The organism is Mesorhizobium waitakense, from assembly GCF_056431085.1.
On sequence record NZ_JBWKME010000130.1, the window covers coordinates 1 to 11,973 of the forward strand.

10 protein-coding genes are annotated in these 11,973 nt (G+C 61.1%); 9 read left to right on the forward strand and 1 reads right to left on the reverse strand.

Annotated elements, in window-relative coordinates; translation table 11 throughout:
- Positions 1-708: 708 nt before the first annotated feature.
- The 5 genes from AC07FD_RS26910 to AC07FD_RS26930 all read left to right on the forward strand — a co-directional run bounded on the left by AC07FD_RS26910 (position 709) and on the right by AC07FD_RS26930 (position 5,377).
- Positions 709-1,407 (forward strand): CoA transferase subunit A, encoded by a 699-nt coding sequence (locus tag AC07FD_RS26910; RefSeq protein WP_478352312.1) that lies wholly within the window; start codon positions 709-711, stop codon positions 1,405-1,407.
- A gap of 16 nt (positions 1,408-1,423) precedes the next feature.
- Positions 1,424-2,053 (forward strand): 3-oxoacid CoA-transferase subunit B, encoded by a 630-nt coding sequence (locus AC07FD_RS26915; RefSeq protein WP_478352313.1) that lies wholly within the window; start codon positions 1,424-1,426, stop codon positions 2,051-2,053.
- Between the two features lie 72 nt (positions 2,054-2,125).
- Positions 2,126-3,298, forward strand: a complete 1,173-nt coding sequence (locus AC07FD_RS26920) for an acetyl-CoA C-acetyltransferase (protein ID WP_478352314.1) — start codon at positions 2,126-2,128, stop codon at positions 3,296-3,298.
- A 14-nt stretch (positions 3,299-3,312) separates the two neighbouring features.
- Positions 3,313-3,804: a UPF0262 family protein gene (locus AC07FD_RS26925; protein ID WP_478352315.1), complete on the forward strand. Its 492-nt coding sequence runs from the start codon at positions 3,313-3,315 to the stop codon at positions 3,802-3,804.
- Positions 3,805-3,964: 160 nt separating this feature from the next.
- Positions 3,965-5,377 carry a Glu/Leu/Phe/Val family dehydrogenase gene (locus tag AC07FD_RS26930; RefSeq protein ID WP_478352316.1) on the forward strand — a complete coding sequence of 471 codons (1,413 nt, stop codon included), beginning with the start codon at positions 3,965-3,967 and terminating at the stop codon, positions 5,375-5,377.
- Between the two features lie 290 nt (positions 5,378-5,667).
- Here the strand turns inward: AC07FD_RS26930 and AC07FD_RS26935 are convergent, their stop codons facing one another.
- Positions 5,668-5,850, reverse strand: a complete 183-nt coding sequence (locus AC07FD_RS26935; protein WP_478352317.1) for a hypothetical protein — start codon at positions 5,848-5,850, stop codon at positions 5,668-5,670.
- An 874-nt stretch (positions 5,851-6,724) separates the two neighbouring features.
- On the opposite strand from AC07FD_RS26935, the gene AC07FD_RS26940 reads away from it, so the two are divergent.
- The 4 genes from AC07FD_RS26940 (at position 6,725) to AC07FD_RS26955 (ending at position 11,921) form a co-directional block, all read left to right on the forward strand.
- Positions 6,725-7,441 carry a hypothetical protein gene (locus tag AC07FD_RS26940; RefSeq protein ID WP_478352318.1) on the forward strand — a complete coding sequence of 239 codons (717 nt, stop codon included), beginning with the start codon at positions 6,725-6,727 and terminating at the stop codon, positions 7,439-7,441.
- The gene (locus AC07FD_RS26945; RefSeq protein ID WP_478352319.1) at positions 7,438-9,663 is read left to right on the forward strand and encodes a Mu transposase C-terminal domain-containing protein; all 2,226 of its coding nucleotides are present in this window, start codon (positions 7,438-7,440) and stop codon (positions 9,661-9,663) included. Before AC07FD_RS26940 ends, AC07FD_RS26945 begins: the two co-directional genes overlap by 4 nt.
- A gap of 109 nt (positions 9,664-9,772) precedes the next feature.
- Complete coding sequence (locus AC07FD_RS26950; protein WP_478352320.1) at positions 9,773-10,690, forward strand: TniB family NTP-binding protein; 918 nt, start codon at positions 9,773-9,775, stop codon at positions 10,688-10,690.
- Position 10,691: 1 nt separating this feature from the next.
- Positions 10,692-11,921, forward strand: coding sequence for a TniQ family protein (locus AC07FD_RS26955; RefSeq protein WP_478352321.1), 1,230 nt, complete (start codon positions 10,692-10,694; stop codon positions 11,919-11,921).
- Positions 11,922-11,973 lie beyond the last annotated feature (52 nt).

Consider the following 11,973-nt stretch of genomic DNA (forward strand, 5'->3'; position numbering starts at 1 on the left):
AATGGCCGACGGACGCGTGGTGGCCTGTCATGTGCGGGCTCCGGCGACCGAAGATCCGGCTCGGGCGGCTGCAGATGGGCCTTTCGCAAAATCTCGTGCTTAACGACGTCATAGCGTAGACGCTCGCGGTGATGGGACCCTCAATCCTTTCATCGCTGGGCACAAACGCAAAGCTTTATGGCGTTGATCCTCAGATTGTCGGCAGCTTTGGACTATGATGGCTATCTGACCGCGCTCACCATCGAGCCGAAGTTCATAGATCCGCTCCTGTCGCATCCACTGTTCACTAACTAGACATTACATTAACGGCTTATGCCTCTTCGGAAGTTGAGCAATGGCAAATGTGACTGGCCGACCCGCGGTCCTAGGCGGCGAGGGAACTGGCGACTGCGTCGGAGGTAACCCGCCGTACTTGATACCGCAACCCGCGAAGCAAAATAATATCCACCCCACCCCACCCTACGCAAGCTGCGCCAATGTCAACACGCTGGACGTGCTGCGTCCGCCGCGCTCGCATTCGGGGGAATCGAACGGCATAAGTTTTTGCCGAGAGGAATAACACTTGTTGCTCGCGTCACCTCTTAGTTCAGTGAATTGTTCTCCATGTGTGGCTCGGGAGAATCGCCGCGCCTGAAAACTATCGGCCATAGATGGTGCGGCTGGACAATGCGCTCTCATCAACGTGCGTGGCCATACTAAGGGGCTGATATGAGCAAAATCTATTTGAACGCAGGTTTGGCACTGGAAAATCTGTTGTTTGACGGGATGTTCATCGCCGCAGGTGGCTTTGGCCTTTGCGGCATACCGGAACTGTTGATCGCCGCCATCCGTGAGGCAGGCACCAGAGACCTGACGATCGCCTCGAACAATTGCGGCGTCGATGACTTCGGGCTCGGTGTGCTGCTGAAGACGAAGCAGATCAGGAAGATGATCTCGTCCTATGTCGGTGAGAACGCCGAGTTCATGCGGCAATATCTGAGCGGGGAGCTGGAGCTTGAGTTCAATCCGCAGGGGACGCTCGCCGAACGGATGCGGGCAGGCGGCGCCGGCATTGCCGGCTTCTACACCAAGACCGGCGTTGGCACCGTGGTTGCCGAGGGCAAGGAACTCAAGACTTTCGATGGGGAGGTCTACGTGCTTGAAAAAGGCATCGTCGCCGACCTCTCGATCGTGAAAGCCTGGAAAGCAGATACGACTGGCAATCTCGTCTTCCGCAAGACCGCTCGCAACTTCAATCCACCGGCCGCCACCTGCGGCAAGATCTGCGTCGCAGAAGTCGAGGAGATCGTGCCGACCGGCAGCCTCGATCCCGATCACATCCACGTTCCGGGCATTTACGTGCATCGCCTGATCCAGGGCAAACACGAAAAACGCATCGAGCAGCGCACCACGCGCGCCGCGGCTTAAAGGACAGGGGAGAGATATGGCCTGGGACAGAAACCAGATGGCAGCACGGGCTGCCCGCGAACTTGAAAACGGCACCTACGTCAATCTCGGCATCGGTATTCCGACGCTGGTTGCCAACTATATCCCTGAAGGCGTCCATGTGACGCTGCAGTCGGAGAACGGCCTGCTCGGCATCGGTCCGTTCCCGACCGAAGATCAGATCGACGCCGACCTCATCAATGCCGGCAAGCAGACGGTGACGGCGCTGCCGCATTCGGCCTTCTTCGACTCGGCGCAAAGCTTCGCGATGATCCGTGGCGGCAAGATCGCCATGGCGATCCTCGGCGCCATGGAAGTGGCCGAGAACGGCGACCTTGCCAACTGGATGATCCCCGGCAAGCTGGTCAAGGGCATGGGCGGCGCCATGGACTTGGTCGCAGGCGTCAAGCGTGTGGTTGTGGTCATGGACCACACCAACAAGGTGGGCGAATCCAAGGTGCTGAAGGCCTGCACCATGCCGCTCACCGGCAAGGGCGTGGTCGACCGGATTATCAGCAATCTTGGCGTTCTCGATGTTGTCGACGGGGGCCTGAAGCTTGTGGAGCTCGCTGAGGGCGTGACCGATGCCGAGATCCGCAGCGCCACCGAGGCGACAATCGTCAACTAACCCGACGGTTCTTTGCCGTGAAGCTGGAGCCGGCGCTCTGCCGGCTTCCCAAGGACTATAGAGGAGACCAGCATGAGCATTCCATCGATCGTCATTGCCAGCGCCGCCCGCACCGCGGTCGGCTCCTTCAACGGCTCCTTCGGCACCACGCCGGCGCACGAACTCGGTGCCGCGGTCATCAAGGGCGTGCTCGAACGCGCCGGCGTCGACGCGGCCGATGTCGACGAGGTCATTCTGGGGCAGGTGCTCAACGCCGGCGAGGGCCAGAACCCGGCGCGGCAAGCGGCGATGAAGGCGGGGATCCCTCAGGAAAAGGGCATGAATCAGCTCTGCGGTTCCGGCCTTCGTGCCGTGGCGCTCGGCATGCAGCAGATTGCAACAGGTGATGCGGATATCATTGTTGCCGGTGGCATGGAGTCGATGTCGATGGCGCCGCATTGTGCGCATCTTCGCAGTGGCGTGAAGATGGGCGACTTCAAGATGGTCGACACGATGATCAAGGACGGCCTGACCGACGCCTTCTATGGCTATCACATGGGCATCACTGCCGAGAACGTCGCCCGCCAGTGGCAGCTCAGCCGCGACGAGCAGGACGCCTTTGCACTCGCCTCGCAAAACAAGGCAGAGGCCGCCCAGAAAGCCGGGCGTTTCGCCGACGAGATCATTCCCTTCATCGTCAAGACCCGCAAGGGCGACGTCACCGTCGACCAGGACGAATATATCCGCCATGGCGCAACCATCGACCAGATGACGACGCTGCGTCCCGCCTTCGACAAGGAAGGCACCGTGACGGCGGGAAATGCCTCCGGCCTCAATGACGGCGCCGCTGCCACCTTGCTGATGACCGAAGCGCACGCTGCCAAGCGCAGTATCCAGACGCTGGCCCGTATTGCGTCCTGGGCCACGGCTGGCGTCGATCCGCAGGTCATGGGCACCGGCCCGATCCCGGCTTCGCGCAAGGCGCTGGCGAAAGCCGGCTGGGCGATCGGCGATGTCGAACTGGTCGAGGCAAACGAGGCCTTTGCCGCACAGGCCTGCGCGGTCAACAAGGATCTCGGCTGGGATACGTCGATCGTCAATGTCAATGGCGGCGCCATCGCCATCGGCCATCCGATCGGCGCGTCCGGCGCCCGCGTGCTCAACACGCTGCTCTTCGAAATGAAGCGCCGTGGCGCCAAGAAGGGATTAGCGACGCTCTGCATCGGCGGCGGCATGGGAATAGCGATGTGCCTGGAAGCCATGTGAGAGAGGGTAGTGTCATGACCGGTGCTGAGTTCCGTCTGTGCGATGTCGCACTCGATTGCTCCTTCAGGAAAGGGGACGCTCGCGTCGAGCGTGAACAGGCGCTCGCGATTATCGATCTTCTGCAGTCTAACACCTTCATACCAATCGAGCATGATGGCGGGCCCTATCGCCTCAAGATCGCGACCGAGGATGGACGATTGGCGCTGCATGTTGCCAACGAGAGTGAGGTGCACGTCGTCAGTCATTATCTCTCGCTCTCCCCTTTTCGGCGACTGCTCAAGGACTATACGCGCATTTGCGAAAGCTATTACGATGCCATGTGCCGGCCAGGACCTGAGCGCCTGGAGGCGATCGACATGGGTCGCCGTGGCATACACGATGAAGCGGCAGAGTTGTTGAGAGAGCGTCTCTCCACCAAAGTCAGGATCGACAAGAATACCGCTCGTCGCCTGTTCACGCTGATTTACGCGCTCATCGCACGCAATGTCGAACATCGGATTTTTTGAGACAGCTTCAGACCGCTGCCAAAGCGACGGATGATGGTCGACGCCCCGCAATAAACCTTAGAAGAAGGAAACACCAAGTGCATGCAACGTCGCAGCAGCCGACAGGGATGGGCAGACATCGATCTCGCAACCACGTTTCTCAAGTTGAGAGAGGCGCGTGATGCAGATTAGTTCCGCAGGTTTTCTCGAAAGCGTCGACCAGAACTTCCGCCATGCCATGTCCTTCCTCGATCTGCCTGACGGACTGGCAGAGCGCATCATCCAGTGCAATTCGACCTATACGGTCCGTTTCGGTGTTCGGCTGCGCGGCCGGATGTACAGCTTCATCGGCTGGAGATCGGTGCACAGCGAGCACTGCGAACCGGTCAAGGGCGGCATCCGCTATGCTTCGAATGCCGATGCCGAAGAGGTCGAGGCGCTCGCCGCATTGATGACCTTGAAGTGCTCACTCGTCGACGTTCCTTTTGGCGGCTCCAAGGGCGCGCTAAAGATCGATCCGCGCGAGTGGACCCCGCAGGAACTCGAGCGGATTACTCGCCGCTTTACCCAGGAACTCAACAAGCGCGGCCTGATCGGTCCCGGCGTCAACGTCCCAGCTCCTGACATCGGAACTGGCGAGCGGGAAATGGCCTGGATGATGGACGAATTCCGCCGTGCCAACCCGACCGATGTCGTCAATGCCCGCGCATGCGTAACGGGAAAGCCGCTGTCGAAAGGTGGTATTGCCGGTCGCACCGAGGCGACGGGCAGGGGCGTGCAATTCGCCATCCAGAGTTTCCTTCGCGACACTCGCACGCCCGGTGTCGACGGCCGACGCGATCTCAAAGGCGCTTCAGTCATTGTCCAGGGGTTCGGCAATGTCGGCTATCACGCCGCAAAGTTCCTGTCTGAACAAGATGGCGCACGCGTGACCGTCGTTGCTGAACGGGACGGCTATGTGGCCAATCCCGACGGCTTGTCCGTTGAAGCCCTCAAGCAGCACCAAATACGGACCGGCAGCATTCTTGGCTTTGAAGGCGCCAAGTCGTTTGCCGGTGATATGGCCGGCATTGAACAACCCTGCGACGTCCTCATTCCAGCGGCGATGGAAAATGCCATACATGCTGAGAATGCTGAGCGCATCAAGGCCCACCTTGTTGTCGAGGCGGCGAATGGTCCTGTCACATTCGAGGCAGACAAGATGCTACGCGCCCGGGGCGTTACCATTCTTCCCGATCTCTATGTCAACGCCGGCGGTGTGGTCGTGAGCTATTTCGAGTGGGTCAAGAACCTGACGCATATCCCTTTCGGTCTGATGGAGCGGCGCCGACGCGAGCGCCGCAACCTGACAATCGCCACCGCGCTCGAACGCATGACCGGCCAGGAGTTCCCTGCAGATATGCGCGATGAGTTCCTTGAAGGAGGTGCCGAGATCGATCTCGTGCGTTCCGGCCTTGAAGACGTCATGCGCAGCACCTGGATCCGCATCGGTGACCTCTTGGAGAGGCAGCCGGAACTGGGGGATTACCGAACCGCGGCTTACGTTGCCTCAATCCGACAAGTGGCTGAGGCCTATGAGGCGATTGGGATCTGAGGAACTTCGACATGGGCGGAGCACATCAAACTATAGACGGAGACGACCGATGCCAGTTCCATAAGCTATCTTATGCGATATGTTATTGTAGCAGCTAAGTTAAAATGTCCGGTGTCTTTTGACTCATAAGTTGCGGTTTTAACCCATAAGTTGACTCGCCCCTTCGTGCCCAGTCGGCCGATAGACAGGGCCTCTCCGGCCCAGATGCCGGCCTTCTTGCTGTGCTTTGAGTTCCATCTGGCGGGGCTTGACCCAGCACGTGTTGTCGAGAGCGCGCGGCGCTCTAACCGTCAGGCTGCACGTATTTTGGTTGGCGTGAAGTCGCCGGCGAGATCAACCTCGAGCCGGGCATCGGTTCCCGCCACTGAAAAATCAAACACAATGCTGGAGCCTTGGCGCTTAGCCTCAAGCGAGGCGCAGGTTCCGCCGAACTGCTTCAGAGCGGCGACGGTCAAGCGGGTGATGACAGGCACTAATCATCGTCGCCGGGGCTCACCCTGCGAATCCGATCAGCATCACCAGCCACCTCCCGTGACGGCAGCGTCCACGCTCAAGTTACTCCAAACTTGGCCACTCAACTATGAGGCTATGAGGCTGTGAAACTCATAGCGATTTCAAATAGTTGACAAAGCCGCCTCATGTCGATGGCGACACTTTGTTAGGGATTTCGTGATGTCCTGCGGAAGGATTCAGGAGGAATCCTTGGCTCCGGGTTTTTTCCGGCATTTGCAGGACGAAAAATGGCAATCAAAGAACTGCCGCCATCTATCCGGCGCAAGCGCCCTCGCCCTGATTCCCGCGGACCTGGAGATCGCACGTGAAGCCAACCGAGGAGGCCTCTCCGCACTATCCCATCGCCCAAGTGGAAATGGGCCACCGGAGGGCGGCCCACTCCAGGGTCCTGTTAGCCGACAGGACCCGATCTCCCATCACCCACACAGAGGGGAAAGAAAGGAGGCACGCCATGTAACAGACGTAGACACACTCCTAGCGCATAGAGGTTAACCAATCACCGGCGAAAGCCGGCAACCTGGTTGACTCTGGAAAGCTCGTTCCGTATTTGTTCCTTCCTCACAGATCCACCCCGCACACGGGCCGAGCCCGGCGGATACAGGAACGGACCGCCATGCTGTCGTTTCGAATACGGACCTCGATAGCTTAGCGCCGAGTGCTTTTGGCCTCCGCGCAGGAGTGCGCCTCCACAACATAGACCCGAGTCCTCCTCCGACACGCATTCGTGCCGGGCCACCTGCCCGCACGCATCCGCGTGTCGAGCGGACAATGTCGTTCCGTCCCCGATTTTCCCGTCGTCCGACCCCTCCGGTTGGCGAACGGTGGAGTAGTGTCATGAGTACAGGTCCGTCAGGACAACACGGCTGGCCGCCCTCAGGCGATTTCAGCCTCTACCGCACCAACATCCCCTACCGGAACCCTGAGCCGCCGCTCGCCCACACGAAACCAAAGGGTCGATGGACGGTCGCCAGTGGCTTCCCGTCCTTCAGGAGCGGCTACTGCGTCAGCTACTGGGGGTTCGAACAGCACCAGTTCCTGACGCTCGTGGAGGTCAATCCATCAGTGTCGTCGATCCGCGCCCGGCCGGAGACGCTGGAATGGTTCGACGGAAGCAAATGGACCGAGCACACGCCTGACTTCGGGGTCTACACAAGCGCTGGCTGGGCCTATTGCGACATCGCCAATCCTAGACACGTGGGCTCGGCTCTCATTGCAAGACGGACGCGGGCGCTTGATGCCGGGCTGGCTCGCGACGGCGGCCGCTATCGCCAGTTCATGCCGTCCGACCTGCGCTCTCAGCCCAGGCTGTCCAATTCCAAGCAGATCAACGACTGTTCCGGTCCAGACATCCCCGAGGCCGACCTGAACAAGGTTTCCAGGGTGGTGCCTACGGCTGGCGCTGTCGACATCCGCGACATCGCCTTCATGACGGGAATGCGAGAAGGCGAAGCTCTCGCTGCGGTCCTCCGCCTCGCATGGCACGGCGTCGTCAGCGTCGACTTGAGCGCCTTCCTGTCGTTATCGACGAGAGCGTGGCGGCGGTGCCGATGACCGCGCTCCATTTCGACAAAGGCACGCTTGTGACGTGCCGCGGAATCCCCGGGTTCATCGACAACAGGAGCGTCGACCCGCCCGGCTACTGGATCCGGCCCATCAATGGGCCGTCAGTGCCATTCGCGGTCAGCGACCTTGAGATCGAGAGGGGCTACAACGACAGCTTCCGGGTGGGAGCGGAGAAAGATGACCTGCCTGACGATCTCGTTCCGCTCGCGACTGTCGATCCCTCGAAGGTTTCGGATATCGACATGGCGACGCAGGCTTACCGCCTGAGAATCGTTGAGGCGATCCAAGACAGGGTCAGGCAGAACCCGAAAACGCTGCGAAGGAAACGGCAGCTTTTCGGCGAAATCGCCGTTTCGATCGAGCCGCCTGTGGGTGTCGAACCTATTCTCGGAGCGAGCGCCGAGCGCCTTTACAACATGTTCAAGCGTTCGGGCTGCAACGAGGCGTCCCTATTTCCCCGTACCGGATACAAAGGGAACCGCGACCCGCGGAAACCGGATTTTGTGCTTGAGGCAGTGGAGCAGGCCATCGACAACAAGTACGTCGGCTGGGGGACGCTTCCGTCCGTACAGACCGAGGCGATCCGGATCGCCAAGCTCAACCTGCCGACGAACCTGTCGGAGTACACGTATCAGGCCGCCTTGAAGGACGGCACGGTCGAGCAGCGTTCGATGATCGACCGGAAAGGAGACGGATCTATCGACTGGATGACGCTGGTTTCCTACGCGATAGTCCGCCGGGCGCTGAACAGGCGGCACGCCGTCGATAGGATCATGAGAATCTACGGTCCCGAAGAAGGCAGGCGGCTCCTGCGCGTGGTCGGCCCGGGACCGGGCACGGGACGGCCCCTGGAAACTGGCGAGACCGACGACAGCTGGCTTTCCGGACTGTTCGTGGTCGACGACGAGAACTGGTTCCCGCTCGGTTACCCGTGCTTCACGGCCATCATCGACCTGGCCACGAGAGCGATCCTTGGCTGGGATGTCCACTTCATGGCCCAGAGCAGCGACGGCGTCGGGCGTGTGCTCAGGCATTCCATCATGCCGAAGGACCTCTCGTGGATGGGGGCTCACCCCGACGGCACTCCCGTGGTTACCAGCCGCTCCCCAATGTTCGGCAAACTGAACGAGCTGCGGTGCGACCAGGGCGGAGACTTCATCTCGAAGCACACCCGCGACTGCGCGTTCCGGTGCGGCACGGCCCTGACGGTACTGCCTCCGAAATCTCCGGAGCTTAAGCCCTATATCGAGCGGTTCTTCGGAACTGTGAAGCGCGGCGAGTTCGCGTCGGCGCTCGGCATCCTGCCGAAGAAGCTACGCGAGGCGCTGGCGAAATCACGCAAGGGCCGGAAGGACCCCGTCGTGATCACGCTGCGGGAACTGAAGCTCCTTCTCGGTTTCTGGATCGTCGAGGTCTACCACCACAGCGTCCACGGCGGCCACGGAATGACCCCGTACGAGGCGTGGGACAAGCTGACGGCTGAAATGAAGGTGAAGCCGCCCCCGGGGCCGAAGGACCTGGCCTTGCTCGTCGGCAAGTACGAGCCGTCGCGCGTCATCAATGCCAACGGCATCCGCATGTTTGGCCTCGAATACAACTCCAAGGCGCTCGGGGCCTTGCGGGAACGCTACGCGGACGAAAACGGAAACCTGCGTGAGGTCGAGATCAAGTACGACCCCGCTGACATCTCGGTCATCTGGGCCTTGGGCCAGGACCCGCACAACCCGAAGCGCACCGTGGCGGTCCCCGCGGAATGCAAGCAGATGCGATACGCCAAGGGTCTCAGCGAATACCAGCACATCGTCATCAAGGCCCATGCGAGGGCCAAGGCAGGCAAAAGGATTCTGAGTGTGGAGCAGCTCATCGAAGCCAGGCTCGAACTCGAGCGGATGGCCCAGAAAATGATTGCCGAGCGCAACGCGGGAGGGGGTTCCATCAAGCTCGCCCGCTACCTGAACACCAACCGCTCATACCTCAACAACCCGGAGGAGGTCGACGAAACCACCGCCTCGGCGAACTACCTTTCGCTGGTGGACGAGGAACCGATCAAGGCCACCGAGGAGACCCCGGCCCGCCGGAGCAAGACGGGTGCGGCGGCGCCCGATGAAACGCCGAGCGAACGCCAAACGGCGGAGCCGCTGGGTACGGAACTCCTCCGCGTCGACGCTTACCCCGGTCGGCGGAAACTGGGGCTGATCGCCGATGACTAAGTCCGTCGTCTTCGAGGTCCCTGAGGGAATCGCCAGGTACGTGAACGTTCCCCGCGTGGGCGAGGCCGCAAAACGCGTCAGGGCCGTCCGAAGCCTGCGGATTCCCCATTTGCGGTTCCAGGAGGGCGTAGAGGCCCTGCTTGCCCATCACATGCTGTTCGATCCGGCGGGGTCGGAATCTTCCGTCCTGATGTTCTCGGGCAAAACTGGAGCGGGCAAATCGAGAACGTTGCGCCACTATGCAAAGCAGTTCAGGCCGATCGAGACAGAAACTGGCATGGTGCGTCGCGTTCTTTACGTGCACGTCCCGCCGGGCGCGGACCGATATTCCATCCAGCGACGCATCATGGCCGCGCTTGGGATGCCGGTGCTCGGACGGATTCAGGCGGACCAGCTCTCCCTGGCTATCGACCTTCATCTGATGGAGCAGAAGGTCGAACTGATCATCTTCGACGAGTCCAACCACATGGTCGACATGAGGACCAACAAGACGCAGTTCCTCGTCGCCGACGTCGTGAAGGAGTTCACCAACTGGAACAACGGCCAGATCGTGATCGCCGGGCTGGTGAGTTCCCTGTTGATCGTTGAGGTCAACCTTCAGCTGCATCGGCGCGTCAGCGGACGGTTCGAAGTCAGGCAGTATTCCTGGCATGAGGACGGCGAGCAGAAGGAATTCCTGAACTTTGTCGGCGAGGTCGCCGACCAGCTCACTTGGCTTGCCCGTCGGCCGCCGCTGGACGACCAAAAGGACCTGGGCTGGCGAATTCACCTCGCCACCGCCGGATTGGTCGGACTGGTGGTCGCACTGGTCTCAAAGGCGGTCGAGATCGCTGCCCTGCAGGAAGCCTCAAGGCTGGAACGCAAGCATCTTGCGGACGCGTTCGATGTCCTGAAGCCCGTCGGCACGATCGGAAATCCATTCAGCGCTGGCCGGCCCAGCGTGAAGTTCCCGGAAGGGTTCGAGGCCATCTTCGACCGCGACCCCGACGAGAGGTCGTCGGTCCGTCGCCAGTTGGAGCCGACATGAGATGCACGGTTGCCTTCAGCCGATCGAGTCCTTCGCCCAGATGGAGGCATTCCCCCTTCTGGTAGCCGCGCATCCGACAGAACCCTCCCATGCCCTGTTCGCCCGAACGCTTGAGCGCAACCTGCGCGGCGCCTTTTCCGCCTTCGGGGTCGCCATGGGACTACCTTACAGCCACCGCGTGGCAAACCTGCCGCTGACGGAAGTCGCCAGGCTGTGCAGAGCAGATTTCCAGGCACTCGCCTTCACTTCTCCGACGTTCGACGGCAACTGGACGTGGCTCATGGGACAACGGCTCCAGCGGGGCGACCTGACCTTCGGGAGGAGACGGTGGTGCCCGCGCTGCTTCTGCGAGACGGCGGTTCACCGCGCCTGGTGGGACATCGACGAGGTAAGTTGCTGCCCGACCCACTCGTGCGAACTCGTCGATATGTGTCTGTGTGGGGCGGCGGTCACATGGCGGACATCGGGATACTTCAACTGCGGTTGCGGCCACAGGCTTGAGTTTGCACGGGCGCAGGCGGTCCCACCCGAGGAATGTTCGGCCGACGCTTACATCATCGGAAGGCTGACCCGCAGCGCGGCCCCCTGCCCGATCCTCGACGTGCTCCCCTTGGACGAGGCGATCGCCACGATGATGGCCGTGGGCAGGTTCGGGCTTGATCCCCATCTTCGGGGCCACCTGCCAGGAACACTGTCGCAGCGCACGCGCCGCATCCTCTCGAAGGGCTTCTCGATCCTCTCGGATCCGGGGAACGGCTTCCCGGCGGCGATCGCCGCTGCCGAGGCCTCACGTCCGGAAAAGGGCGCGTTCGTCCCACCTGTCTACACCGACGAGTTCCGGTACTGGCTGGTGCATCACCAACCTGATGCCCTGGGGGGCGCCCTCTCCCGCTTCTTCAGCACCCCGCTGCCCGGGGATCATCCCGACAGGTTGCCATACGGCCACTTCACCTATCACGAAGCTGACCAGATGTGCTGCGTCGAGTCCGGAACCGTGAGGGCAGTCATGCGCCAGCGCCGGGCGAAGGCCCAATTGGGCAACCTCCCCCTTCCCCCGAGTGTCGATCCCGAATTGGTCCGCAGGCTGGCTAAAGATATGGAGCACGAGAAATCCGTTGCCGAAGTCGCCAGGGAACTTGTCAGGCGGCAGCGACTCTTGACGGTAGTGGACGACGAGCCGGGACTGCGATGCGTGATCCGCGGCGGCCGGACAAGTCTGGGACAACCCTAAGGGTTGTGTTGCAACGTTTTGATTACCGGCACTATGGCAAGCCTCTTCCGCC

Coding starts and splice junctions, on each gene's coding strand:
- AC07FD_RS26940 (WP_478352318.1), top strand. CDS start 6,725: ATGAGTACAGGTCCGTCAGGACAACACGGCTGGCCGCCCTCAGGCGAT.
- AC07FD_RS26915 (WP_478352313.1), top strand. CDS start 1,424: ATGGCCTGGGACAGAAACCAGATGGCAGCACGGGCTGCCCGCGAACTT.
- AC07FD_RS26920 (WP_478352314.1), top strand. CDS start 2,126: ATGAGCATTCCATCGATCGTCATTGCCAGCGCCGCCCGCACCGCGGTC.
- AC07FD_RS26945 (WP_478352319.1), top strand. CDS start 7,438: ATGACCGCGCTCCATTTCGACAAAGGCACGCTTGTGACGTGCCGCGGA.
- AC07FD_RS26930 (WP_478352316.1), top strand. CDS start 3,965: ATGCAGATTAGTTCCGCAGGTTTTCTCGAAAGCGTCGACCAGAACTTC.
- AC07FD_RS26925 (WP_478352315.1), top strand. CDS start 3,313: ATGACCGGTGCTGAGTTCCGTCTGTGCGATGTCGCACTCGATTGCTCC.
- AC07FD_RS26910 (WP_478352312.1), top strand. CDS start 709: ATGAGCAAAATCTATTTGAACGCAGGTTTGGCACTGGAAAATCTGTTG.
- AC07FD_RS26955 (WP_478352321.1), top strand. CDS start 10,692: ATGCACGGTTGCCTTCAGCCGATCGAGTCCTTCGCCCAGATGGAGGCA.